Annotated in this window: 20 protein-coding genes, 1 tRNA gene and 1 pseudogene; 4 read left to right on the top strand and 18 right to left on the bottom strand. The window is 71.3% G+C overall.

Going from position 1 to position 24,221, the window contains the following annotated elements:
- Positions 1-72 precede the first annotated feature (72 nt).
- The 7 genes from J3P30_RS07680 to J3P30_RS07650 form a co-directional block, all read right to left on the bottom strand.
- Positions 73-1,602 carry an alpha/beta hydrolase gene (locus J3P30_RS07680; protein WP_210480403.1) on the bottom strand — a complete coding sequence of 510 codons (1,530 nt, stop codon included), beginning with the start codon at positions 1,600-1,602 and terminating at the stop codon, positions 73-75.
- Positions 1,599-2,768, bottom strand: coding sequence for a DNA polymerase III subunit delta' (locus J3P30_RS07675; RefSeq protein WP_210480401.1), 1,170 nt, complete (start codon positions 2,766-2,768; stop codon positions 1,599-1,601). Before J3P30_RS07675 ends, J3P30_RS07680 begins: the two co-directional genes overlap by 4 nt.
- Positions 2,765-3,388, bottom strand: a complete 624-nt coding sequence (gene tmk, locus J3P30_RS07670) for a dTMP kinase (protein WP_210480399.1) — start codon at positions 3,386-3,388, stop codon at positions 2,765-2,767. Before tmk ends, J3P30_RS07675 begins: the two co-directional genes overlap by 4 nt.
- Positions 3,385-6,066 carry a type I DNA topoisomerase gene (gene topA / locus J3P30_RS07665; protein WP_210480397.1) on the bottom strand — a complete coding sequence of 894 codons (2,682 nt, stop codon included), beginning with the start codon at positions 6,064-6,066 and terminating at the stop codon, positions 3,385-3,387. The genes tmk and topA overlap by 4 nt, the downstream gene beginning before the upstream one ends.
- Before the next feature lie 157 nt (positions 6,067-6,223).
- Positions 6,224-6,565 carry an Rv3654c family TadE-like protein gene (locus J3P30_RS07660; protein WP_210480395.1) on the bottom strand — a complete coding sequence of 114 codons (342 nt, stop codon included), beginning with the start codon at positions 6,563-6,565 and terminating at the stop codon, positions 6,224-6,226.
- Positions 6,562-6,876, bottom strand: a complete 315-nt coding sequence (locus J3P30_RS07655; RefSeq protein WP_210480393.1) for a hypothetical protein — start codon at positions 6,874-6,876, stop codon at positions 6,562-6,564. Before J3P30_RS07655 ends, J3P30_RS07660 begins: the two co-directional genes overlap by 4 nt.
- Positions 6,854-7,033, bottom strand: a complete 180-nt coding sequence (locus J3P30_RS07650) for a DUF4244 domain-containing protein (RefSeq protein ID WP_210480392.1) — start codon at positions 7,031-7,033, stop codon at positions 6,854-6,856. Before J3P30_RS07650 ends, J3P30_RS07655 begins: the two co-directional genes overlap by 23 nt.
- 213 nt (positions 7,034-7,246) lie before the next feature.
- On the opposite strand from J3P30_RS07650, the gene J3P30_RS07645 reads away from it, so the two are divergent.
- Positions 7,247-8,653: an MFS transporter gene (locus J3P30_RS07645; protein ID WP_374058544.1), complete on the top strand. Its 1,407-nt coding sequence runs from the start codon at positions 7,247-7,249 to the stop codon at positions 8,651-8,653.
- 42 nt (positions 8,654-8,695) lie between these two features.
- On the opposite strand, the gene J3P30_RS07640 is transcribed toward J3P30_RS07645, so the two are convergent.
- Both J3P30_RS07640 and J3P30_RS07635 read right to left on the bottom strand, forming a co-directional pair.
- Positions 8,696-9,607: a type II secretion system F family protein gene (locus tag J3P30_RS07640; protein WP_210480391.1), complete on the bottom strand. Its 912-nt coding sequence runs from the start codon at positions 9,605-9,607 to the stop codon at positions 8,696-8,698.
- Positions 9,604-10,710, bottom strand: coding sequence for a TadA family conjugal transfer-associated ATPase (locus J3P30_RS07635; RefSeq protein WP_374058543.1), 1,107 nt, complete (start codon positions 10,708-10,710; stop codon positions 9,604-9,606). Before J3P30_RS07635 ends, J3P30_RS07640 begins: the two co-directional genes overlap by 4 nt.
- Before the next feature lie 350 nt (positions 10,711-11,060).
- On the opposite strand from J3P30_RS07635, the gene acs reads away from it, so the two are divergent.
- Positions 11,061-13,037, top strand: a complete 1,977-nt coding sequence (gene acs / locus J3P30_RS07630; RefSeq protein ID WP_210480389.1) for an acetate--CoA ligase — start codon at positions 11,061-11,063, stop codon at positions 13,035-13,037.
- 181 nt (positions 13,038-13,218) lie between these two features.
- On the opposite strand, the gene J3P30_RS07625 is transcribed toward acs, so the two are convergent.
- Together J3P30_RS07625 and J3P30_RS07620 are read right to left on the bottom strand one after the other, a co-directional pair.
- On the bottom strand, positions 13,219-13,689 hold the full coding sequence (locus J3P30_RS07625; protein WP_210480387.1) for a RidA family protein: 471 nt from the start codon (positions 13,687-13,689) through the stop codon (positions 13,219-13,221).
- Positions 13,690-13,694: 5 nt separating this feature from the next.
- A pseudogene (locus J3P30_RS07620) lies at positions 13,695-13,847 on the bottom strand (DUF4177 domain-containing protein); the annotation flags it as partial.
- Between the two features lie 75 nt (positions 13,848-13,922).
- Between J3P30_RS07620 and J3P30_RS07615 the strand changes: the two are divergent.
- Complete coding sequence (locus J3P30_RS07615) at positions 13,923-16,535, top strand: transglycosylase domain-containing protein (RefSeq protein ID WP_210480384.1); 2,613 nt, start codon at positions 13,923-13,925, stop codon at positions 16,533-16,535.
- Entirely contained in the window at positions 16,526-17,449 is a 924-nt protein-coding gene (locus J3P30_RS07610) for a metallophosphoesterase (RefSeq protein WP_210480382.1), read from the top strand. The genes J3P30_RS07615 and J3P30_RS07610 overlap by 10 nt, the downstream gene beginning before the upstream one ends.
- A 166-nt stretch (positions 17,450-17,615) precedes the next feature.
- On the opposite strand, the gene J3P30_RS07605 is transcribed toward J3P30_RS07610, so the two are convergent.
- The 7 genes from J3P30_RS07605 to J3P30_RS07575 form a co-directional block, all read right to left on the bottom strand.
- Positions 17,616-17,689 (bottom strand) — tRNA-Pro (locus tag J3P30_RS07605).
- Between the two features lie 46 nt (positions 17,690-17,735).
- Positions 17,736-18,401 carry a thymidine kinase gene (locus tag J3P30_RS07600; RefSeq protein WP_210480380.1) on the bottom strand — a complete coding sequence of 222 codons (666 nt, stop codon included), beginning with the start codon at positions 18,399-18,401 and terminating at the stop codon, positions 17,736-17,738.
- Between the two features lie 23 nt (positions 18,402-18,424).
- Positions 18,425-19,174 carry a response regulator transcription factor gene (locus tag J3P30_RS07595; RefSeq protein WP_210480378.1) on the bottom strand — a complete coding sequence of 250 codons (750 nt, stop codon included), beginning with the start codon at positions 19,172-19,174 and terminating at the stop codon, positions 18,425-18,427.
- Positions 19,161-20,306 carry a hypothetical protein gene (locus tag J3P30_RS07590; RefSeq protein ID WP_210480376.1) on the bottom strand — a complete coding sequence of 382 codons (1,146 nt, stop codon included), beginning with the start codon at positions 20,304-20,306 and terminating at the stop codon, positions 19,161-19,163. The genes J3P30_RS07595 and J3P30_RS07590 overlap by 14 nt, the downstream gene beginning before the upstream one ends.
- On the bottom strand, positions 20,303-21,523 hold the full coding sequence (locus J3P30_RS07585; protein WP_210480374.1) for a sensor histidine kinase: 1,221 nt from the start codon (positions 21,521-21,523) through the stop codon (positions 20,303-20,305). Before J3P30_RS07585 ends, J3P30_RS07590 begins: the two co-directional genes overlap by 4 nt.
- Positions 21,524-21,673: 150 nt before the next feature.
- Complete coding sequence (locus tag J3P30_RS07580; protein ID WP_210480372.1) at positions 21,674-22,708, bottom strand: Rv2578c family radical SAM protein; 1,035 nt, start codon at positions 22,706-22,708, stop codon at positions 21,674-21,676.
- 38 nt (positions 22,709-22,746) lie between these two features.
- The gene (locus tag J3P30_RS07575) at positions 22,747-24,219 is read right to left on the bottom strand and encodes a malate:quinone oxidoreductase (protein WP_210480366.1); all 1,473 of its coding nucleotides are present in this window, start codon (positions 24,217-24,219) and stop codon (positions 22,747-22,749) included.
- Between the last annotated feature and the right edge of the window lie 2 nt (positions 24,220-24,221).

Here is a 24,221-nt window from a genome sequence, read left to right as displayed (position 1 = left end):
CGGCGCGAACACCGGCGGCTCACCATGTTAGTCGATCCGGGCGCATGCTCCCACTCGACGACGCGGGGAGGGTCAGGCGCGGTCGCAGACGAGCCCGTCCTGCGGCACCGTGCCGTTGATCAGGTACTCGTCCACCGCGCCCACGATGCACGGGTCGCCCTCGTCGTACGCGATGTGCCCCTCGCCCACGTAGGTGAGCAGCACCCCGCTCTCGAGCTGCCCGACGAGCGACTCCGCCCACTCGTACGGCGTGGCCGGGTCTCCTGTTGTGCCGACCACCAGGATCGGCGCCGACCCCTCGGCCGTCACCGGCCCGATCTCGCCCTCGAAGGAGTACGGCCACTGCTGGCAGACGACGTTGCCGAGCGCGTCGAGGTCCTCCGGCTCCGCGAGCGGGTCCACCTCGGCGAGGAGGTCCCGCTGTCGCGCGAGCTCCGCCGGGTCCGTCTCCACCGGGTAGTCGATGCAGGTGATCGCGAGGAACGCCTCCATGATGTTCGACGCGTACCGGCCCTCCTCGTCGCGGTCGACGTACGCGTCGGCCAGGAGGAAGGCCGTCTCGCTCCGCCCCTGCTGGATCTCGGTGAAGGCCTGCGTCAGGTACTGCCAGGTCCCCTCGTCGTAGAGGGCCATGTTGATCGCGGTTCCCAGGTAGGCGCTGTTCAGGCGGCGCCCGTCCTCGGCGCGCAGCGGGGCCTCGTCGAGCCGGTCGAGGATCTCGCGGATCTGGACGATGGCGTCGTCGACGCCGCCCCGGAAGGGACACGCGGAGGAGCCGAGGCAGTCCGTGAGGTAGGCGCGGAGCGCGTCGCCGAACGCCTGAGTCTGAGCCAGGTCGACCTCGAACAGGCTGACGGTGGGATCGGTGGCGCCGTCGAGCACGACCCGTCCCACCTTGCCGGCGAACCGGTCCGCATACTGCGCCCCGATGTCGCTCCCATACGAGTAGCCGATGTAGTTGAGCGCGGAATCGCCGACGACCGCCCGGAGCATGTCGAGATCGCGGACGGTGCTCGCGGTGTCGATGAACTGCAGCAGCTCCCCGGTGCGCTCGGCGCACGCGTCGGCGAAGTCCTTCGCGGAGGCGGTGACCTCCTGCACGTACTCCTCGGATCCGACCGGAGCGGCCGGCACCCCGAACAGGAACTCGTCGAGCTCCTGATCGGAGTAGCAGTCAACCGCGGAGGAGCGCCCAACCCCTCGGGGATCCCAGCCGATGACGTCGAAGCGCCTCTGCAGCTCGTCGCTGACCGCGAAGTCGACGCTGTCGTAGACGAAGTCGAAACCGGAGGCGCCGGGGCCGCCCGGATTGACGAACAGCGAGCCCTCTCGCTCCCCCGTCGCCCGGTGCCGCACCAGGGCGAGCTCGATGTCGTCGACCTCGTCCGGCGCCGACCAATCCAGCGGCGCGAACGCGGTCGCGCACTGCATCTCGTTGCCGCAGTCCTCCCAGGTCAGCACCTGCGTGTAGTACCGCTCGTACCGGGCCTCGACCTCCTCGGCGGTGGGGGTCGAAGTGGCGCCCGGCTGTGGGATGCAACCGGCGAGCGGCACGGCGAGGAGGGCGACCGCCGCGGCGGCGAGGAGACGGAGGGACTTCACGGGACCGCCTTGCGGAGAGTGGCGATGAGCATCGCCTCGAGGGCGAGGGCGGGCGGGACGTTGGCCTCGATCCGCCGGCGGGCGGTGGTGATCGCGTCGATGGCGGCCAGCGTCGCGGCGGCATCCGTGGCGGCGGCCACCCGGCTCACCTCGTCGGAGGCGGCGGCGTTCACGGGCTCGACGGAGGCGTCGAGCTGAACCAGCAGGATGTCGCGGTACAGGGAGAGCAGGTCCAGGAGGATGCGGTCGATGCCGTCGCGCAGGCTGCGCGTCGCGCGCCGCTTCTGGTCGTCCTCGAGCTGCCGCAGCTGGCTCCGCAGGGCGGGCGGGATCGCGCCGCCGGGCTCGACACCGAGCGAGCGGAGAGTCGCCTCCCGCTCCTCCGCATCGCGCTGCTCGGTGATCGCCGCGGCGTCCTCGCCCGCGATCTCGAGCAGCCGGGCGGCGCCCTTCACCGCTGCGGACACACCGCTCAGGCCGACGACGAGCTGCAGGGTCTCGGCACGGCGGGCGCGCGCGTTCCCATCGGTGGCGAGCCGGTGCGCCATCCCGATGTGGCTCTGCGCCTCCTGCGCGGCCTGCAGGGCAAGGTCCCATCCCACGCCGTCCCGCTCCTGGATGAGCCGGGCCACGTCGGTCGTGCTCGGGATCCGCAGTCGCACGGTCCGGACGCGGGACCGGATCGTCGGCAGGAGGTCGGCCTCACTGGGAGCGCAGAGGATCCAGACCGTCCGCGGCGGCGGCTCCTCGAGCGCCTTGAGCAGGAGATTCGACGTCCGCTCCGTCATGCGGTCGGCGTCCTCGATCACCATGACGCGGTAGCGGGACACCGACGGCGAGTACTGCGACGATGAGACGAGCGAGCGCACCTCGTCCATCGAGATGATGACGCGGTCGGTCCGGAGCACCGCGAGGTCCGGATGCGTGCGCGCCTCCACCTGCCGCCGCGTGGCCGCGTCGCCCTCCGGCGACCCGTCGCCGAGGAGCGCCGTCGCGAACGCGTAGGCGAGGTTGGACCGGCCGGACCCGGGCGGGCCGGTGATGAGCCAGGAGTGCGTCATGCCGCTGGGCGAGCCGGTGCCGGAGTGGGCGGCCTCAGCCGCGGACCGGACGACCTCGATCGCCTCGTCCTGCCCGGTGAGTCCGCTCCAGAGCCCCGGAGTCATCCCTGGATCAGCTCCTCCACCCGGTCCCGGATGGCGGCCGCGATCTCCTCGCGCGGCCGCCGGGCGTCGAGGACGAGGAAGCGCTCGGGCTCGGCGTCCGCCAGCTCCAGGTACGCCTCGCGGACCCGCTGATGGAACGCGGCCTCCTCCGCCTCCAGCCGGTCGTACCGGGTGCGGGTCGCGTCGAGACGCCGGCGGCCCTCCGACTCGTCGAGGTCGAGCAGCACGGTGACATCGGGGAGCAGCCCCTCGGCCGCCCAGAGCGAGAGGGAACGGATCTCGGCCGGGTTCAGCGTCCGCCCGGCGCCCTGGTAGGCGACCGAGGAGTCCAGGTACCGGTCCTGGACGACGACCTCGCCGCGCTCCAGCGCCGGTCGGACCACGGTCGCGATGTGGTGGGCGCGATCGGCCGCGTAGAGCAGGGCCTCGGCGCGAGGGGCGATGTGGCCCTTCCGGTGCAGGATGATGTCCCGCAGCTCCAGCCCGAGATCGCTGCCGCCCGGCTCACGAGTCCGCAGCACCGTCTCGCCCCGCTCGCGCAGCCAGGTCTCGAGCAGCTCGGCCTGCGTCGACTTCCCCGCCCCGTCGCCGCCCTCGAAGGTCAGGAAGAGGGCGGTCACGAGGAGGCGGCGGCCTTGCGCCGTCCCGTCGTCCCCTTCGCCCGCGTGGCCTTCGGCTTCGCGGGACCCTTGGCCCGCTTGTCCGCGAGCAGCTGGACCGCCCGGGGGAAGTCGATCTCCTCGATCGTCTCGCCGCGCGGGATGGTCGCGTTCGTGACGCCGTCGGTCACGTAGGCGCCGAAGCGGCCCTCCTTGATTCGGATCGGCTTGCCGCTCTCCGGATCCGCGTCGAACTCCTTGAGAGCGGACGACGCCTTGCGGGCCCCGTATTTGGGCTGCGCGAACAGCTCGACGGCTCCGTCGAGGTCGATCTCGAAGATGGCGTCCTCGCTCGGCAACGTCCGGGTGTCGTTCCCCTTCTTGATGTAGGGACCGTAGCGCCCGTTCTGCGCTGTGATCTCCTCGCCCGACTCGGGGTCGGTGCCGACGACGCGGGGCAGGTCGAGCAGTTTCAGTGCGGTCGGGAGGTCGATCTCCGCGAGGTCCATCGACTTGAAGAGCGACGCCGTGCGGGGCTTCGGGGCCTTCTTCTTGGCCGCCGCCGCAGTGTCCTCCTCGTCGCTCTCAGGGTCGACCTCGGTGACGTAGGGGCCGTAGCGGCCGTCCTTCGCGACGACCTGCTTGCCGTTGTCCGGGTTGATCCCGATGACCCGGTCCGTCTGCACCGGGGCGTCGATGAGCTCGCGCGCCTTGGCCTCGGTCAGCTCGTCGGGAGCGAGATCCGGCGGCAGGTTGACCCGGCGCGGAGTCGCGTCCGGCGCGGCGTCCGGGTCCTGCACCTCGAGGTAGGGGCCGTACTTGCCGATCCGGAGGGTGATGTCGTCCGCGATGCGCACGGAGTTCACCGAGCGGGCATCGATGTCGCCGAGGTTGTCCACGACCGAGCGAAGGCCGCGGTGGCCGTCGTTGCCGAAGTAGAACCCCTGCAGCCAGCCGACGCGGTCCTCCTCACCGCCCGCGATGCGGTCGAGGTCGTCCTCCATGGCGGCGGTGAAGTCGTACTCCACGAGGTCCCCGAAGAAGTCCTCGAGCAGCTTCACGACCGAGAACGCGGTCCAGCTCGGCACGAGGGCGGTGCCTCGAGGAGTGACGTAGCCGCGGTCGATGATGGTGGAGATGATCGACGCGTAGGTCGAGGGCCGGCCGATCCCGAGCTGCTCGAGCGCCTTGACGAGGCTCGCCTCGGTGTACCGCGGGGGCGGCGACGTCTCGTGCCCCTTCGCCTCCGCGTCCGTCACGCCGAGGGCCTGGCCCTCCGACAGCGGCGGGAGCTTCGCCTCCGCGGGCTCCTTTTCCGCGTTGCGCTCCTCGTCGCGACCCTCCTCGTAGGCCTGCAGGAAGCCGCGGAAGGTGATCACGGTGCCGCTCGCCGAGAAGACGGCGACCGTGTCCGTGCTCGCCGGGCGCGACTCGATCGTGACGGTCGCGGTCGAGCCGCGGGCGTCCTCCATCTGGGACGCGACCGTGCGCTTCCAGATCAGCTCGTACAGGCGCAGCTCGTTGCCGCGGAGCTCGCCGGTCAGCTGCTGCGGAGTGCGGAACGTCTCACCCGAGGGGCGGATGGCCTCGTGGGCCTCCTGCGCGTTCTTCGACTTGCCGGTGTAGACGCGGGGCTTCGCGGGCACGGTCTCCGGCCCGTACAGCGCGGCGGCCTGAGCGCGAGCCGCGTTGACCGCCTGCGTCGAGAGCGCAGGCGAGTCGGTGCGCATGTAGGTGATGTAGCCGTTCTCGTAGAGCGACTGGGCGACGCTCATCGTCTGCCGGGCCGAGAACCGCAGCTTGCGCGCCGCCTCCTGCTGGAGCGTCGACGTGGTGAACGGGGCCGCCGGTCGCCGCGTGTACGGCTTCGACTCGACTCCGGCCACAGTGGAAATCGTCGCGTCGTTTCGGAGGGCTGCGGCGAGCGCGGTGGCGGCCCCCTCGTCGAGGACCCGGGCGCCGGGCTTCAGCTGCCCGCGGTCGTCGAAGTCCCGCCCGCTCGCGACGCGCTGGCCGTCAAGGCGGACGAGGCGGGCCTCGAAGTCGTCCTCGGAGCCGACCGGGGCGAACCTTGCGGTGAGGTCCCAGTAGGAGGCCGCGACGAAGGCGAGGCGCTCCCGCTCGCGGTCGACGACGAGACGGGTGGCCGCGGACTGGACGCGGCCGGCGGACAGCCCGGGCCCGACCTTGCGCCAGAGGACCGGCGACACCTCGTACCCGTAGAGGCGGTCGAGGATGCGGCGGGTCTCCTGGGCGTCGACGAGAGCCGTGTCGATCTCCCGGGTGTTGTCCTTCGCCTTGGCGATGGCGTCCTTGGTGATCTCGTGGAACACCATGCGCTTGACGGGGACCTTCGGCTTCAGTTCCTCGAGCAGGTGCCAGGCGATCGCCTCGCCCTCGCGGTCCTCATCAGTGGCGAGGTAGAGCTCGTCGGCGTTCTTGAGCGCGCGCTTCAGCTCGGCGACCGTCTTCTTCTTCTGGTCGGAGACGACGTAGTAGGGCTCGAATCCGTTCTCGACGTCGACGGAGAACTTGCCGAGCGAGCCGACCTTCTTGTCGGCGGGCAGGTTCTTCGGCTCGATGAGGTCACGGATGTGACCGACCGAGGCCATCACCTCGAAGCCGTCGCCCAGGTACTGGGCGATCGTCTTCGCCTTGGCCGGCGACTCGACGATCACGAGCTTCTTGTTGGCGGGCACGGGAAATCCCCTCCTCGGAACGGGGGTGAGAGGTCGAAACGCCATCCTGGCGGGATGGGGAGGTGCTCGGTCGGTCGAGCGTCACGCACACCATACACACGACTTCCGATCCGGCACCTAATCCCTGCCTGGGGATTGCCGGGTGTGTTCCGGCGTGTCAGCCCGGGGGTCCCGCCCGGGCGGCGGCCTGGACCGGCAGGCCGAGGACCTCGCCGACGGTGACCACGATCACCTCCGTCCCGGCCACCTCGCAGGAGGCCACCGCGGCCGTGTTGAGGGCCGCGACCTGCCCGGCGAGCTCGCACGGGACGCCGGGAACGGCGCCGGACAGGCCGTCCGCCGCGGCGAGCGCTGCGGCGTCCGCGGCGCCCGCGATCTGCCGCTTCGCCGCGAGTCCCATATATAGAGGTAGGAGCAGACCGCAGACGAGCATCGTCGCGGCCGCGACGGCGAGGACGAGGACCGACCCCGAGCCCTCGTCCGCTCGGGAGGGGGTCACAGTCCGCCGTCCAGCGCGCAGGCCCGGGCGGTCAGCGGCAGCCCCAGCGCCGGGGACGAGCCTCGGACGGTGACGCAGACGGCCCCGTCGTCGCGCTGCTCGGAGAGCGCGGCACCGGACGGCAGCGCCGGCGGACTTCCGCCGCGTGCCAGCGCGCGAGCGCTCTGTGCGGCCACGTCGGCGAGCACCGCCTGGCGCGCGAGCGACTGGAGCGCTCCCGTGCAGAGCACGAGGACGACGATCACTGCCGGCATCGCGGCGGCGAGCTCTGCGGCGATGCTTCCGCCGTCACCCGCCGAAGGCCAGCGCATTCCGCACCAGGTCGGTGAGGATGCCGCGCACCTCGTCCGAGCGGAGGATCACGACGAGCAATCCGGCGAAGCCGACCGCGGCCATCGTGGCGACGGCGTACTCGGCGGTCACCGAGCCGTCATCGTGGGAGCGGAGCCGGGGCGTGAGGCGCAGCATGAGAATCCTTCCGTTCGATACGGGTCCACTGTCTCCGGCCGGGCCTCCTGAGCCGGCGCCTGCAGCAGACTCCGTGGAGGAAGGGGGCAACGAGCGGGATCGGGAGGAGGGGGCGGATGCGGCTCGCGCCCTCCCCTCCGGCCCCAGGAGCGGCGCCCCAGGAGGGGAGCGTCTCGTAGCACCGTGTCGGTGGCCGGTCCTAGCCTCGGTGCCATGTCGAATCCGGTCCCGGCGTCGACCCCGGAGCACGTGACCCAGGCGGGCGGCATGCGCACGTTCGTCCAGGTGCTCGTCAACACCGCGATCGCGAACATCACGACGAGCTTCCTGTGGTTCGCGCTCACCTTCTGGGTGTACCTCGAGACGCGCTCCGTGCTCGCGACCGGCATCATCGGCGGCGCGTACATGCTGCTCGTCGCGTTCTTCTCGATCCTGTTCGGCACGATCGTGGACCGGCACCGCAAGCACCAGGTGATGCTGTTCGCGAGTCTCGTCACCCTGGCCGCGTTCGGCATCGCCGCCGGCCTCTACGTCGTGTTCCCCGAGGCCGCGCTCCTCGACCTCGGCGGCCCCTGGTTCTGGCTGTTCTCGGGCATCATCCTGTTCGGCTCGGTGATCGAGAACATGCGGAACATCGCGCTCTCGACGACCGTCACGCTGCTCGTGCCCGTGGACCGCCACGCCAACGCGAACGGCCTCGTCGGCACGGTGCAGGGGCTCGCGTTCCTCGTCACCAGCGTGTTCTCCGGACTCGCCATCGGGACGGTGGGGATGGGCGGCACGCTCGTGATCGCCCTCGTGCTCACGGCGGTCGCGTTCGCCCACCTCCTGTTCCTGCGGATCCCCGAGGAGAAGCCGCAGGGCGAGGGCGGACGGCCACCGGCCATCGACCTCCGCGGCAGCATCAGCGCGATCCGTTCGGCGCCCGGCCTGTTCGCGCTCATCATCTTCACGACGCTGAACAACCTCATCGGCGGCGTCTACATGGCGCTGATGGACCCGTACGGCCTCGAGCTGTTCCCCGTCGAGATCTGGGGACTGGTGCTCGGGGTCAGCTCCACGGGCTTCCTGATCGGCGGCGCGCTCGTCGCCAAGTTCGGGCTGGGACGCAACCCGATCCGCACGATGCTGCTCGTCGTGGTCGGGATGGGGGTCCTCGGCTCGCTGTTCACGATCCGCGACTGGTGGTGGCTCTACGCGGGCGGGATCCTCCTCTACATGGTCCTGATCCCGGTCGTCGAGGCGGCCGAGCAGACGGTCATCCAGAAGGTGGTCACGTTCCGCCGTCAGGGCCGCGTCTTCGGCTTCGCCCAGGCCTTCGAGTCGGCAGCGGCGCCCGTCACGTCGTTCCTGATCGCGCCGATCGCGCAGTTCGCGATCATCCCCTACATGGACTCGACCGATGGCCGCTCGACCTGGGGCTGGCTGCTCGGCGAAGGAGAGGGACGCGCGATCGCGCTGGTGTTCCTATTCGCGGGTCTCGCGCTGGTGGTGATCGCACTCGCCGCGTTCCTCACGCGACCGTATCGGCGACTGTCGGCGCTCTACCAGCACGCCGAGCCAAAGGCCGACGAGGACGTCGACGCCCCGGACGTCGCCACAGCCGCGCCACCCCGCTGACCCTTCTAACGTCAGGCATGACCGAAGAAGTAATCGCCGCGCTCACAGCGGCAGCGCTGTGGAGGAGACGATCGAGAGCAGCAGGGGCGCGACCGACAGGAGCATGAACGACGGCAGCAGGCACACGCCGAGCGGCAGAAGGAGGGTGACCGCGAGCGCCTCGGCCCGGATGCGGGCATCGCTCGCGGCCCGTCGTCGCCGGTGCCGGGCCTCCGAGCGCAGGAGCGAGGCCACGGGCACCCCCGCGCTCGTGGCGAGCGCGGCGGAGCGGTCGATGTCGGGACCGTCCCTCAGGGCCACCCCGCATGCGGCGGCGAGGTCGCGCACGAGTGCGCGGGCGGCGCTGACCGGCAGGCCCGCGGCGAGGGCGACCGCGACGAGCTCGGCCTCGAGCCCCGGCAGGTCGGACGATGGGCGTGCGCGACGCACGAGGCGGCGCGTCCATCCCCAGCCGGCGAGGTAGAGGACAGCGCCGGCGGCGGCGCAGGCGAGCCCGAGAGGCGTGCCGAGGAGAACCCCGAGAGGGTCGAAGCCGAGCCCGAGCCCGAAGGCGACGCCGACCGCGGGCAGGGCGAGGACGAGCCGACCAGACATCCGCGGCCCGGTGAGCGCGGCTCGGACGTCCCGCTCGGCGCCCTGGAGGTCGCGCAGCGTGACGGCGAGCTGCTCGAGCACGTCCGCGAGGGGCGCTCCCGTCCGGTCCGCGACCGCGACTCCCGCGGCGAGCGCCCGCCAGGCGGCACGCGCCTCCTCGGGGGCGGCGCTGCTGCCCGCCACGAGAGCAGGAGCCACCGGCTCGCCCGCCCCCGCCGCTCGTGCGGCTGCGGTGAGCAGGGGCGACGCCTGTCCATCCGCAAGGTGCTGCCAGGCGGCACTCGGCGGCAGCCCGGCCGCCAGCAGGGCCGACAGCCGGTCCGCCGTCTCCGCCACGGCGTCCAGGGAATCCGCTGTCATGTCGGTGCCTCGACCGTGAGGACGGATCCCGCGGTCAGGGCGAAGCGGCCGAAGCCCACGACGGCGCGGCGCCCCTCCACGCGTGCGAGATGGACGACCAGGTGGATGCCGCTCACCACTTGGCGGGCGAGGGCCTCCGGGGTCATGCCGGCGAGCGCTCCGAGCGCCTCCAGGCGCGCGGGCACATCGGCCAGCTGACTCGCGTGCAGCGTTCCCGCCCCGCCGTCATGACCTGTGTTGAGGGCGGCCAGCAACTCGCGCACCTCGGAGCCCCGGCACTCCCCCAGCACGATCCGGTCCGGTCGCATCCGCAGAGCCTCGCGGACGAGGCGCTCGAGCCCGACCCCGCCCGCTCCCTCCGAGTTCGGCTGCCGTGCTTCCAGGGCGACGACGTGCGGGTGGTCGATGCGGAGCTCCGCCACGTCCTCGATCGTGACGACCCGCTCGGTCGGAGGAACCTCCGCCAGCAGCGCGCCGAGGAGGGTCGTCTTGCCCGTTCCGGCGCCTCCGGTGATCAGGATGTTGCGGCGGGCGCGGACCGCCTGGATCAGAACCGATCGGCCGTGCTCGTCCAGCATGCCCGCCTCGACGAGATCCGGGATGCGCCAGCGCTGAGCGGCGGGAAGCCGTATCGACACGGCGGTCCCGCTCACGGTGACCGGGGGCAGCACCGCGTGCACCCGGATGCCCTCGGCGAGCCGGACGTCGACACAGGGGGTCGCGTCGTCGAGGTGGCGGCCGCCGCGGGCGACGAGCCGGACCGCGAGCTCCCGCAGCGACGCCTCATCGAGGGCGGGCCAGTCGTCCCGCCGCTGGAGGCCCGCTCCGCGATCGACCCACAGGTCCGGGCCGACGAGCAGCAGATCGGTCGTGCGCTCGTCCGCGAACTCCGCGAGCATGCCCAGCTCGGGCCACAGCTGGTCCCGACGCTTCCCCGCTCGAGCGGGGATCGGCGTCGCCCCCCGTCCGGGGGTCAGCGCCGTACCCCGGTTCACGGCCGAGGGGGAAGGCCGCAGCGGCACGAAGCGGACCGGGGGCGACGAGGCGGGATCCACCCCGGCAGGAGCGGGGTCGACGGCGTCCGGGGAGCTGGCCCACTGCATGGGGGAACGGTACGAATCACCGCTCCTGCCAGGACCGTCGCCGACCCTGCAGTGGATCGCCGGGACCGCGTCGGCGCTGGGGAGGAACCGGAAACTCGCGGTTAACGAAAGGGGCCGCACCTATTGGGGGGAACAGGTGCGGCCACAGCAACGCTGGATTGGGGGGAATCGCTTACGCTGCGTGTCAAAGGAGCTTTGACGCGATCAGTGTACCCCGTTCGGGTCACGCCGCAAGAGGTGTTTCGCGCCACACTCGGGCAATCCTCAGTTTCGTCAGACGACGCGCCCTCGGGCCACGATCGCTAGGCTCGTTCGCGCAGAGTTCGGGACTGCGCGAGGGAGCGTGAGCGATGGTGGAGTCGGCCGGAGACGTGCGGGCGGAGGACATCGTCTTCGATCCCCCGGCCGAGTTCGCGGCGCAGGCCGTGGCGACCGCCGACCTGTACGCGAGGGCCGCCGCGGACCGCCTCGGGTTCTGGGCGGACCAGGCGCGGAGCCTGCTGCACTGGCACGCCCCCTTCACGGAGGTCCTCGACTGGTCCGATGCCCCGTTCGCGCGCTGGTTCGGCGACGGCCGATTGAACGTCGCGTACAACTGCCTGGACCGGCACGTCCTCGCGGGTCACGGCGACCGCGTCGCGCTCCTCTGGGAGGGCGAGCCCGGCGACTCCCGGCGGATCACCTACGCCGAGCTGACCGCCGAGGTGAAGCGGGCGGCGAACCTGCTGACGGCGCTCGGAGTCGAAGCCGGCGATCGCGTCGCGATCTATCTGCCGATGATCCCCGAGGCCATCATCGCGATGCTCGCGGTCGCGCGCATCGGGGCGGTCCACTCGGTGGTGTTCGGCGGATTCAGCGCCGAGAGCCTGCGCGCCCGGATCGAGGACGCCGAGGCCAAGCTCGTGATCACGGCCGACGGCGGCTGGCGCCGCGGCAAGGTCTCGCCGCTCAAGCCTGCCGTGGACGCCGCCCTCGCCGGCGGGGGCACGACCGTCGAGAAGGTGCTCGTCGTCAAGCGCGCCTGGGACGACTCCGAGCAGCTCGCGTGGACGGACGGCCGCGACCTGTGGTGGCACGAGGAGCTCGCGCAGGTCGACTGGGAGCACGAGGCGCAGCCCTTCGAGGCCGAGAACCCGCTCTTCATCCTCTACACGTCGGGGACGACCGGGAAGCCGAAGGGCATCTTCCACACGAGCGGCGGGTACCTGACGCAGAGCGCTTACACGCACCGCAACGTGTTCGACCTCCACCCCGACCGGGACGTCTACTGGTGCACCGCCGATGTCGGCTGGGTCACCGGTCACACCTACGTCGTGTACGGGCCGCTCGCCAACGGTGCGACGAGCGTCATCTACGAGGGCACCCCCGATGCGCCGAAGCCCGGCCGCTGGTGGGCGCTCATCGAGAAGTACGGCGTCACGCAGCTCTACACCGCGCCCACCGCGATCCGGTCCTTCATGAAGGCCGGGCGCGAGATCCCTCAGCAGTACGACCTCTCGTCGCTCCGGCTGCTCGGGTCGGTCGGAGAGCCCATCAATCCCGAGGCGTGGCTCTGGTACCGGGAGGTCATCGGCGGCGGGCGGACACCGGTCGTCGACACCTGGTGGCAGACGGAGACCGGCGCCATCATGGTCAGCCCACTCCCCGGCGTGACGGCCGCAAAGCCCGGCTCGGCGCAGGTGCCCCTGCCCGGCATCGTGGTCGACGTGCTGGACGACACCGGGGCGCCGGTCGGCCGGAACGAGAGCGGCCTCCTCGCGATCCCCGAGCCATGGCCGAGCATGCTGCGCGGCATCTGGGGCGACCCGCACCGCTTCCACGAAACCTACTGGTCGCGGTTCTCCGACGGTCCCAGCGGGCCCGTCTACTTCGCGGGTGACGGCGCGCGCCGCGACCACGACGGGGACATCTGGCTCCTCGGCCGGGTGGACGACGTGATGAACGTCGCCGGTCACCGACTCTCGACCGCCGAGATCGAGTCCGCCCTCGTCTCGCATCCGTGGGTCGCGGAGGCCGCGGTCGTGGGGGCGAGCGACGAGACGACCGGTCAGGCCGTGGTCGCGTTCGTGATCCCGCGCGCCCGTCACGCGGACGAGGCCGCTCGCGAGGGCGGCGTCGACGAGCTGCGGGCGCACGTCGCGAGCAGCATCGGCCCGATCGCCCGGCCCCGGGAGCTGTTCCTCGTGAACGAGCTGCCGAAGACGCGGTCGGGCAAGATCATGCGCCGGCTCCTCCGCGACGCGGCCGAGGGACGCGAGCTGGGCGACACCACGACCCTCACGGACGCCACGGTGATGAAGGCCATCGCGGACCGCGTCCGCCACTGACGGGCGTTCCGTTCCCTCTCGCTCAACAGGCGGGATGCGGCTTCAGCAGTAAGAAGAGGGCCGGTTTCTCCTGCTGGACGAGGTTCTGCCTGTTGAGCGCAAGGGAACGACCGCGGATCAGGGCCTGGAGGGCGCGGCGGTCACCCCGCACACGTCCTGACCGCCCCGGCGGGAGGCGGCGTCAGGCGAACTCGAGGACGAGCTCCACCTCGACGGGCACGTCGAGCGGAAGGGCCGCGACGCCGACCGCGGACCGCGCGTGCCGGCCCTGCTCGCCGAACACGTCGCCGAGGAGCTCGGACGCGCCGTTCACGACCCCGGGCTGCCCGGTGAAGTCGGGCGACGAGGCGACGAACCCGACCAGCTTCACGACCCGGGTGACGCGGTCGAGGTCGCCGAGCTCCGCCTTCGCCGCCGCGAGCGCGTTCAGCGCGCAGATCGCCGCGCATTCGCGGGCGCGCGCCGGGGAGACGAGACCGTCGCCCTCGCCGACCTTGCCCGTCTCGGCCGGGGTCCCGTCCACGAACGGCACCTGACCGGAGATCCAGAGGAGGTTCCCGGTGGCGACTGCGGGCACGTAGGCGGCCACGGGCGCGACCGGCTCCGGCAGCTCGAGGCCGAGCGTCGTGAGGCGCTCCTCGACGGCGCCCATCAGGCGCCGCCGGCGGGACGCTTGAGGTAGGCGACGAGGCCGCCCTCCGGTCCCTGCACGATCTGCACGAGCTCCCAGCCCTGCGCCCCCCAGTTGTTGAGGATCGCGGTCGTGTTGTGCACGATCAGCGGCGTCGTCATGTACTCCCAGGTCGTCACTCCGGTCCTTCCATAGGTCCGCCCCTCGCGAACAGATCCCCGGTTTCCCGGGTGGGCTCCCGTACCCTTGATCCTATGTCTGCCCTCAAACGGCCGAGTGGCCGCCTGGGCGCAGTTCTGAGCTTCGTGGGGATCAGTGCTCTCGCGGGTCTTCTCGCGACTGTCGCCGTCACGCCCGCCATCGCGCTCACCGGACTCGCCGCCAACAACACGATCGGGATGTTCGAGAACCTCCCGAGCTACCTGAAGATCGGCAACCTGCCCGAGCGCACGACCATCTATGCGCATCGGACCGTCGACGGCACCGACCAGAACGTCCCCATCGCGTCCTTCTACGCCGAGAACCGCGTGAACGTCGGCTGGGACCAGGTCTCGGAGTACGCGAAGGAGGCCGCGCTCGCCGGCGAGGACCCGCGGTTCTACGAGCACGGCGGGGTCGACCCGATCGGCGTGATCCGCGCGGCGGTGTCGAACGTGCTCGGCAGCGACGTGCAGGGCGCGTCGACCATCACGCAGCAGTACGTGAAGAACATGCTCGTGGCGCAGGCGACGGGGCTCGCGACCGAGGCGGAGCGCGACGCCGCGTACGAGGAGGCGACGAAGGTCAGCGTCGACCGCAAGCTCAAGGAGATGCGGCTCGCGATCGGCCTCGAGAAGGTCTACTCGAAGGACGAGATCCTCCTCGGCTACCTCAACATCGCGCTGTTCGGCGGCCGGGTGTACGGCATCCAGGCGGCATCGCAGTACTACTACGGCGTCAACGCGTCCGACCTGACGGTCCCGCAGGCGGCGAGCCTCCTTGCGATCGTCAACAACCCCGAGAAGTTCCGTCTCGACAAGCCGGACAACCCCGAGAACGGCGCAGCCAACGGGTACGCCGCGAACAAGGTCCGGCGCGACTACATCCTGGCGAAGATGCTCGAAGAGCAGATGATCACCCAGGAGGAATACGACGTCGCGCTCGCGACCCCGATCGAGCCGAACATCCAGCCGGCAGCATCTGGCTGCACCATGGCGGGCAACGCGGGCTTCTTCTGCGACTACGTCGTCAACGTGATCCGCAACGACCCGGTGTTCGGTGAGACCGCCGAGGAGCGCTACAGCAACTTCATCCGCGGCGGGTTCGACGTGTACACCACGCTGGACCTCGACCTGCAGGACACCGCGCAGGCGGCCATCGACGAGAACGTGCCGAAGTCGATGGAGGACGTGGACATCGCGTCCGCGGCGACGGCGGTCGAGGCCGGCACCGGCAAGATCAAGGTGATGGCCCAGAACAAGGACTTCAACGACAGCGGCAACGCCGCCGAGCTGGGTCCGAACTTCTCCGCCATCAACTACAGCTCGGACACGAGCTACGGCGGTTCCCAGGGCTTCCAGGCCGCGTCGACCTACAAGGTCTTCACGCTGATCGCCTGGCTCCGGGCCGGTCACACGCTCGGCGAGATGCTGAACGTCTCGGAGCGGGAGTACGACCTGTCCACGTTCAAGGCCTGCGACAACTCGTTCGGCGGGACCGAGTACATCGAGAACGACCAGAACGAGTCGGGCCGGCGCAGCGTCCTGCAGTCCACCGCGCACTCGATCAACGGCGCCTTCATGTCGATGGGCCAGCAGCTCGACCAGTGCGACATCCGCAAGGCGGCCGAGGACCTCATGGTCCACCCCGCGGGCGGCGGCAAGCTCAACAACTTCCCTTCCGACATCCTCGGCACCAACAGCGTGTCGCCGCTCACGATGGCGACGGCGTACGCCGGCATCGCGAACGACGGCATGGTGTGCTCTCCGATCGCGATCGAGCGGATGGTGAAGCCGGACGGGACGGACGCCCAGATCCCGGTCTCCGAGTGCCGCCAGGGCATCGAGCCCGAGGTCGCGGTCGCGGCGGCGCACGCGCTCAAGTCGGTCATCACCGAGGGAAGCGCCACCGCCTCGAACCCCTACAACGGCACCGAGCACATCGCGAAGACGGGCACGACCAACAGCGCCACGCAGACCTGGACCACCGGCGCGAGCACGAAGATGGGGCTGTCGGTGCTGGTGGGCCAGGCGACCGGCGACGCGAACCTGCGGCGCATCTCGCTGGACAGCGGCAACGCGGCCACCGCACGTCACCGCATCTGGAAGCCGATCATGGCCGCGGTCGACGAGCGGTACGGCGGCGAGGACTTCCCGACGCCGGAGAGCCGGTTCCTGCGCGGCGTGAATGTCACGGTGCCGGACGTCGCCGGCATGAGCCTCGAGGAGGCGCAGTCGACGCTCGAGGACGCGGGCTTCGAGTTCGCCGACGGCGGCCCCCAGAGCTCGTCGCTCCCCGCGGGCACCGTCATCGGGTCGGACCCGGCGGGTGGCAGCGGCGCTCCGCGCGGCTCGACCGTCACCGTCTTCACGAGCGACGGCAGCCAGCAGGAGGACGAGGAGTCCGAGGAGGAGGTCACCGACGCCCGGGTCCCGGACGTCGTGGGCCAGCGGGCGATCGCCGCGGGCAACCAGCTTCAGCGGGCCGGGTTCACGGAGATCGAGTTCCAGTGGGCGGACGATCCGGGCGGACGCCAGGCCTGCACCGTCACCGCGACCGATCCCGGCGCGGGCACCACGACCCCCACGGACACCCCCATCACGGTGTTCGTCGCCGGGGCCGTGAACGCCAACGGGCAGCAGGTGCTCGACCCCCAGATGTGCGCGTGATCCTGCGGACGGCGGCGGCGGCCGGTGCGGTCGCCGCCGCCGGCGCGTTCGCCTGGGGATCCCTTGTGGAGCGGCGCCGGTTCACGCTCCGGCGGGTGACCGTCCCGGTCCTGCCCGCGGGCGCGGATCCCATCCGCGTGCTGCACCTCTCGGACCTGCACATGGCGCCTTGGCAGAAGGCGAAGCAGGAGTGGGTCCGCTCGCTGGCGTCCCTGAAGCCGGACCTGGTGGTCGACACGGGGGACAACCTCGGGCATGAGCGGGGCATCGAGGGCATCCGCGAGGCGTACGCGCCGTTCGCCGGGGTGCCGGGCGTCTTCGTCTGGGGCTCCAACGACTACTACGGGCCGCAGCCGAAGAACCCGCTGCGCTACTTCCGCGGTGCGTCCACGGAGCCGCGGAACCCCCGCCGTCTCGACCTCGAGGCGCTGTCCCGCTACCTGAGGGACGACCTCGGCTGGACCGACCTCGACAACACCGCGGCCGGGCTCGTGCTGCGCGGTCTGCCGATCGACTTCTTCGGGGTGGACGACCCGCACCGGCAGTTCGACCGCCTGGACGAGGTGTCGGCCGCCATGGACGAGCTCGACGAGGCTCGGGAGGAGCCGGCCGCGCTGCGCATCGGGGTCACCCACGCGCCCTACCGGCGCATCCTCGACTCCTTCACCCGCCGGGGCGCGGAGGTGATCTTCGCCGGTCACACGCACGGCGGCCAGGTCTGCGTGCCGTTCTTCGGCGCACTCGTCACCAACTGCGACCTGCCCCGCAGGCAGGTGAAGGGCCTCAGCCGCTGGCGCTCCGGCAGCCGTGCGTCCTGGCTGCACGTGTCCGCGGGCCTCGGCACCTCGATCTACGCGCCGGTGCGCTTCGCGTGCCCGCCCGAGGCGACGCTGGTCACGCTGACCGCTCCCTGAGGCGGCAGACCCGCGACGCCACGCTTCCGCTCGCTCGGAGGGCGGCCGGCGCCCCTGGCGGCGCTTGCCCGCCGCCCCTGAACCGGCGCGGAGCGCTTCCGCTCGAGGAGGGGTGCCCTGGACGCACTGAAGGCCGGCCCGGTGATACCGGACCGGCCTTCTGGTGTCGGGGTAGCGGGATTTGAACCCACGGCCTCTTCGTCCCGAACGAAGCGCGCTACCAAGCTGCGCCATACCCCGGCGGACTAGCGCCCGTACGAGGATACCCGATCCCCGGACCGCTTCCTTACGTGAAGTCCGGGTCGGGGGCGGACGAGTAGCTGAACGCGGACGCCGTGCGCGGCCGGGCGAGCAGCCCCTCGCTCTCGCGCAGGTAGCACTCGCCGCACAGCGACTCGTAGGTCACGTCCTCGAACGTGTCGATCGCGACCTGGTCGCCGTCGAACACGTACCGGTCCCCCACGCGGCGCGCGTTGAACACGGCCTTGCGCCCGCAGCGGCAGATCGTCTTGAGCTCCTCGATGCTGTGCGCGATCTCGAGGAGGCGCCGGCTGCCGGGGAACGCCACGGTCTGGAAATCGGTGCGGATGCCGTACGCGAGGACAGGCGTGTCCTCGAGGATCGAGATCCGCAGCAGGTCGTCCACCTGGCTGCCGGTGAGGAACTGCGCCTCGTCGACGAGCAGGCACGCGACATCGGCGCCCGTGCGCAGCCGGATCTCGTCACGCTCGCGGTGGAACAGGCCGATCACGTCCTCGTCCGGACCGATCGTGAAGTCGGCCGTGCGGCTCACCCCGAGGCGGGACACGATCTCCCGGTCGCCCTTCCGATCGACGAGCGGCTTCGCCAGCAGGACGTGCTGTCCCCGCTCCTCGTAGTTGTGAGCCGCCTGCAGCAGAGCCGTGCTCTTGCCGCTGTTCATGGCGCCGTACCGGAAGTAGAGCTTCGCCAAGGAGGATCCGTTTCGTCGGCCGCCTACTGCAGATAGCCGTCCTCGGCGGCGCGACGGATGAGGTCGGCCTTCCGGCTCGCGGGGCGGTTCGCTTTAGCGTACTTCTCGCGCACGCGGCGCAAGTACGTCTTCGCGGTCTCGTACTGCACGTTCATGAGGGAGGCCACCTCGCTCGTCGAGTGGCCGGCGACGTACAGCTTCAGGGCCTCCGCCTCACCGAGGCTGAGCTTCGGCCGGTTGGTGTTGCTCGCGCCGATCGGCAGCGGCCGCCAGTCCTTCTGCAGGTCGTCGCTGAGAGCGACACCCATGATGCTGCGCGCGGCCTGCATCACCTCGCGGAGGGGCTGGGACTTCGAGACGAAGGCGGCCGCTCCGGCGGCGAGCGCGCGATCGCGCACCTCCGCCGTGTCGACGCCGCTGAGGACGATCACCTTGGCCCCGGCCGCACGGCAGGTGCGGACCCGGGCCTCGATCGACACGGGCTCCTTCAGCTGGAAGTCGAGGAAGACGAGCTGCGTCGGGAAGTTCGAGCTGTGGACGAGCTCGAGCCAGGTCTTCGCGCTCAGCACGACCTCGAAATCCGGGGCGTTCGCCCCGATCCAGCTGGTGAGGCTGTCGAGGAGCACCTCGTGGTCGTCGAGGATCGCGAGCCGGACGGGAGCGGGACCGTCGAGGAGCGGCGGCCCCGCCTGCTCGCGGTACGCCTTCGCACCGCCGATCAGCGTCGGGATGCTGCCGGTGGGCGTGCGGTCGACCGGGTCACTTGCTGACATACGAGAACCTCAGGGTCAGGTCGGGGCGGGACGTGTCGAGAGCGACGTCCTCGAACACGACGCGGAGGACGGCCAGGTACGGGGCGAGGGAGGCCGGCACGGCAGCCTCGTCCAGGTCGGTGGAGCAGGTCAGGAGAACGCGGGAGGCGTCCCCGGTCCGCTCGAGGGCGATCCGGATGTCGCGGGCCGCGAGGCGGTCGTGCAGGCCCGACGCCAGCGCCCGCACCGCGGCCCGCTGGTCGAAGTCCATCCGCTCGGCGAGCCGGTCCGGGTCACGCACCGGATGCGCCTCGACGGAGGCCCCGGCGTGGAACGGCACGACCACGTCGTCGAGCCAGCTCCGCTCCGTCTCGGCCACCATGACGCCGCGGATCGCGCGCGACACCTCGGCGGCCCGAGCGGCGCTCGAGCCGGTGACGCGCCCTGTGTCGAGCAGCTCGGTGAACAGCGGGACGACGTCCCGGTTGAGGATGCTGACGCGGCTCTGCTGCACGGACCGGACGATGCCCTCCTCCTGCATCCCCGCGTGCTCGAGCGACGCCTTCTCCGCGTGCTCCCGCCAGCGCTCGATGCGGAGCACGACCGCCCGAGCGAAGGCGGCGCCGGCGAAGGCGAGGGCGAGGACCGGGACGATCGCGACGATCACGTAGATGGAGGTCGGCGCTCCCGTCACGAAGAACCGGGTCTCCACGACCGTCACCACGGCGACGGGCACTGCGACGGCGATCGCGAGGATGACGACCTCGCGGGGCGGACGGTACGGGCACAGGGCGAGGAGCAGGAGGCCGAGCACGAACGGCCCCCAGTCGTCCCGGACGAGCGTGTTCTGGCCCCACGTGGCGACCGCGAAGAGGACGTGGGCGGCGAAGCCCAGCACGACGACGAGGACCGCGGCGCGGCGGGTCACCGGGGCCCGGACGGGCGCGGTCACGACGACGAGGGCGGCGGAGGCGAGGACGGCCACGGCGACCGCGGCCAGGGCCACGGGCAGGCTCCCGACCTGCTCCCCGTGGGAGAGCGTGAGGACGATCGCGAGGACGGACGCCGCTGCGCCCGCCAGCACCGTCAGCGGGCGGCCCGCGAGCGCGCCGAGCGGATCGAGGGACTGGAGCGTGCTCTCGCGGCCGGTCATGCGGCGTCCCCCGTCCCCACCACGAGATCCTGGCGGGCGGCGGACGCCTGCGGCACCTGGAGGAGCACGGACGTCCCGCGGCCCGGTGCCGACCACACCTGCACCCGGCCCCCGATGCTCTCCACCCGCGACCGCACCGAGGTCCGCAGGCCGAAGCGGTCCCTGCCGGTCTCCCGCTCATCGAAGCCGCGCCCGGCGTCGATCACCATCACGGACACCATCCCGGCACCCGGGTAGACGACGACCTCCGCCGAATCCACCCCGGCGTGCCGGTGGACGTTGACGAGCAGCTGGCGGACGGCCAGCCCGACGGTCTCGTCCGCCGCCGCGGACAGGGTGCTCACCGAGGCGGGATCACCCGACACCGTGACGTCGAGCCCGAGGGCCCGGCCCTCCTCCACCGAGCGAGCGATGCTGCTTCCCGCCCACTCGCCCGAGCCGACGGCGCCGTGGGGGACCGACTCGGACCAGTCCTGCCCGATGATCATCTCCAGGTCGCGCCGGAGCTGATCGGCGAGGGCGGGGCGGAGGGGCCCCTCCGAGGCGGCGATGGCCGCCAGGTCGCTCAGGACGGTGTCGTGCAGCAGGGCGGCGGCCCGCGCCTCGGCAGCCGACCGGAGCGCCGCGAGGTGCTCGTCACGGGCGGCCCGGTGCAGCGCGGGCTGAACGCTCCTCGCCCGCGGCCGGGTCATCGCCATCCCGACCGCGGCGATGACGACGAGGGCCACGGCGAGGCCCGCCGTGACGTCGAGCACGACCGGCTTGCCGGTGCCGAGCGCCGCGAGCCCGATCGACGCCTCCGCGAGCACCCACCCGGCGGCGGGCGGGACGACAGCGCCCGCGGTGCGTGCCCCGACGGCGCCGACCATGACGAGCGAGACCTTCAGCAGCGTGAACACCCACGAGCCGGAGGTCGTGATGATCGGGACCTGGACGAGCAGGATGGAGGCGTACAGGTAGCTGAGCGCCGCACCGACGACGAGGTAGGCGCAGACGCGGAGGAGCGATCGGTTGCGGTCGACCGCGACGAGCAGCGCGAGGATCGGCAGCAGCACGAGCGCGGCCGGCCAGATCACCCTCGACGGCGCCGCCACCTGCTGCGACAGCGTCGCCGCGAATGCCGCCAGGAGGCAGACACCGGCGATCACGTGCGACGCACGGGCGAGGCCGGCGCTCACCGCGCGGGGAGCGAGGTGGCCGGGCAGACCGAGGGACACGGAACCTCACGGGGTGTCGGCGGGCCGTCCCTGATGGCGCTGGCGACGGCGGCGACGGGGAGCCGCCGCCTCCGATTATGGCAGTGGGCCGAGCGTTTTGTACCCCGATGTCGAGGGACGCGCCCGCATTCAGCCCACAACGGGGTACAGCTAGAAGAGGGTCGGCACCGGGGACGGGGCCGACTGGGCGGCCGCAGCGCTCGAGAGCACCGCCCCCGTGGCCGGATCCGTGCGCCCCGTTCGCAGCCCGTGCTTCCGCAGTAGCGGGGTGATCCGCTGCGCGAGCCAGGTGCGGTATTCGGCGGGAGCGTACGCGCCCTTGGCGTACAGCCGGCGGTATCGGGGCGACAGGTCGGGCCGCTCGCGGTCGAGCCAGGCCAGGAACCACTCCTTGGTCCCGGGCTTGAGGTAGAGCGCCGTGTGCAGAACGGACGTCGCGTCGGCCTCCGCGATCTGGGAGAAGGCGCGGTCGAGATGCGACGTGGTGTCGGTGAGATACGGCAGCACCGGCATCACGAAGACGCTGCACGGCAGTCCCCGCTCCCGGGCCGCCGCGACGGTGGCGAGCCGGGCCGCAGTCGTGGGCGTTCCCGGCTCGACCGACTGCTGCAGCTCGTCGTCGTACACGGCGATCGACATCGCGAGGTCGACGGGCACGCGCTGCGACAGGTCGGCGAGCAGGTCGAGGTCGCGCCGGAGGAGGGTGCCCTTCGTGAGGATCGAGATCGGCGTGCCGGAGTCGGCGAGCGCGGTGAGGATCTCCGGCATCAGGCGGTAGCGTCCCTCCGCGCGCTGGTACGGATCCGTGTTCGTGCCCAGCGCGACCGGCTTCCGGGCCCAGCGCGGCGAGGCGAGCTCCTTCCGCAGCACCTCGGCGACGTTGATCTTCACGATGATCTGCCGGTCGAAGTCCTCGCCCGCGTTCAGCTCGAGGTACTCGTGGGTCGGTCGCGCGAAGCAGTAGGTGCAGGCATGGCTGCAGCCGCGGTACGGGTTGATGGTCCAGCCGAAGCCGAAGCGCTCAGGCCCCGGCACCTTGTTGAGCGCGCTCTTGGCGAGCACCTCGTGGAAGGTGACGCCGGCGAACTCGGGCGTGCGCACCGAGCGGACGAGGTTGTTCAGGCGCGCGAGCCCGGGCAGGGCATCCACCTGATCCACGCCCAGCTCCTGTGCGCTCCACCTCATGCCGGTATTCGAACACATGTTCGAAGACCGGTCAAGTCTCAGGCGGTGAGGCGCAGGACGCGCGCGGTCTCCTCGAGGACCTCCTCGGCCCGCTCGGGCGCCTTCGACAGGAGCGTGCCGTACGTCGGGACGATCTTCCGAAGGCGCGGCTCCCATGTCGAGACCCGGTCCGGGAAGCAGCGCTTGAGCAGGTCGAACATGATCGGAGCCGCCGTCGAGGCGCCAGGAGACGCACCCAGCAGGCCGGCGATGGTGCCGTCGGCCGCGGCGATGACCTCGGTGCCGAACTGCAGCACCCCACCCTTCCGCTTGTCGGGCTTGATCACCTGGGCCCGCTGGCCGGCCACGATGAGCCGCCAGTCCGATCGCTTCGCCCTCGGGTAGAACTCGCGCAGGCTGGCGAACTTCTTGCCCCGGGTCGCGAGCACCTCCCCGATCAGGTAGCGCACGAGGTTGATGTTGTCCTTCGCCACGGCCAGCATCGGGATCAGGTTGTGCGGCTTGACGGACAGGAAGAGGTCGAGCAGGGACCCCTTCTTCAGGAACTTCGGACTGAAGCCCGCATAGGGGCCGAACATCAGGGACGCCTGGCCGTCCACGATCCGCGTGTCGAGGTGCGGCACCGACATCGGCGGCGCGCCGACGGACGCCTTGCCGTACACCTTCGCCTGGTGGCGCCGCACGACCTCGGGGTTGTCGGTGCGCAGGAACTGGCCGCTGATGGGGAAGACGCCGTACCCGCGGGCCTCGGGGATCCGCGACTTCTGCAGGAGCTTGAGCGCCCAGCCGCCGGCGCCCACGAACACGAAGCGGGCGGAGACCTCCTGCGAGCCCCCGGGCCCGCCCACCCGGACCCGCCAGAGCCCGTCGGCGTCCTTGCGCAGGCCCTTCACCTCGGACTTGAGGTGGAGCTCCGCGCCGTTCTCGACCATCCGGTCGATCAGCACGCGCGTGAGCGCTCCGAAGTCGACGTCCGTCCCCGCCTCGATGCGGGTCGCGGCCACCGGCTCGTCCTTGCGCCGGCCCTCGATGAGCAGCGGGGCCCACCGGTGGATGACGCGCGGATCCTCGGAGTACTCCAGGCCGGCGAACAGCGGGTGATCCTTGAGCAGCTCGTGGCGCGCCCGCAGGTAGCGGACGTTCTCCGCCCCGCGGACGAAGGTCATGTGCGGAACCGAGTTGACGAAGGCGGACGCCTCGGGCACCAGCGCGGAGTCGACGAGATGCGACCAGAACTGCCGCGAGATCTGGAACTGCTCGTTCACCTTGATCGCGCTGCGGATGTCGATGCGCCCGTCGGGCCGTTCCGGCGTGTAGTTCAGCTCGCAGAACGCCGCGTGCCCGGTGCCCGCGTTGTTCCACGGGTTGCTGCTCTCCTCCGCCACCGCGTCGAGCCGCTCGTACAGCGAGATCGACCAGGAGGGCTCCAGCTGCTGGAGAAGGGTGCCGAGAGTCGCGCTCATGATCCCGCCGCCTATGAGCACAACGTCGACGGGCCCAGCCGATGCCATGC

The organism is Naasia sp. SYSU D00948 (genome assembly GCF_017916515.1).
GTDB lineage: Bacteria > Actinomycetota > Actinomycetes > Actinomycetales > Microbacteriaceae > Naasia.
The sequence above is the reverse complement of the archived record's forward strand: the minus strand, read 5'-3'. Positions and strand labels throughout refer to the sequence as shown.

What these genes read in the sequence shown, in the direction of transcription:
- J3P30_RS07675 (WP_210480401.1), bottom strand. Translation starts at nt 2,768, where the DNA reads ATGACTCCGGGGCTCTGGAGCGGACTCACCGGGCAGGACGAGGCGATC.
- J3P30_RS07655 (WP_210480393.1), bottom strand. Translation starts at nt 6,876, where the DNA reads ATGCGCTGGCCTTCGGCGGGTGACGGCGGAAGCATCGCCGCAGAGCTC.
- J3P30_RS07650 (WP_210480392.1), bottom strand. Translation starts at nt 7,033, where the DNA reads ATGCTGCGCCTCACGCCCCGGCTCCGCTCCCACGATGACGGCTCGGTG.
- J3P30_RS07645 (WP_374058544.1), top strand. Translation starts at nt 7,247, where the DNA reads ATGTCGAATCCGGTCCCGGCGTCGACCCCGGAGCACGTGACCCAGGCG.
- J3P30_RS07640 (WP_210480391.1), bottom strand. Translation starts at nt 9,607, where the DNA reads ATGACAGCGGATTCCCTGGACGCCGTGGCGGAGACGGCGGACCGGCTG.
- J3P30_RS07635 (WP_374058543.1), bottom strand. Translation starts at nt 10,710, where the DNA reads ATGCAGTGGGCCAGCTCCCCGGACGCCGTCGACCCCGCTCCTGCCGGG.
- acs (WP_210480389.1), top strand. Translation starts at nt 11,061, where the DNA reads ATGGTGGAGTCGGCCGGAGACGTGCGGGCGGAGGACATCGTCTTCGAT.
- J3P30_RS07625 (WP_210480387.1), bottom strand. Translation starts at nt 13,689, where the DNA reads ATGGGCGCCGTCGAGGAGCGCCTCACGACGCTCGGCCTCGAGCTGCCG.
- J3P30_RS07615 (WP_210480384.1), top strand. Translation starts at nt 13,923, where the DNA reads ATGTCTGCCCTCAAACGGCCGAGTGGCCGCCTGGGCGCAGTTCTGAGC.
- J3P30_RS07595 (WP_210480378.1), bottom strand. Translation starts at nt 19,174, where the DNA reads ATGTCAGCAAGTGACCCGGTCGACCGCACGCCCACCGGCAGCATCCCG.
- J3P30_RS07590 (WP_210480376.1), bottom strand. Translation starts at nt 20,306, where the DNA reads ATGACCGGCCGCGAGAGCACGCTCCAGTCCCTCGATCCGCTCGGCGCG.
- J3P30_RS07580 (WP_210480372.1), bottom strand. Translation starts at nt 22,708, where the DNA reads ATGAGGTGGAGCGCACAGGAGCTGGGCGTGGATCAGGTGGATGCCCTG.
- J3P30_RS07575 (WP_210480366.1), bottom strand. Translation starts at nt 24,219, where the DNA reads ATGGCATCGGCTGGGCCCGTCGACGTTGTGCTCATAGGCGGCGGGATC.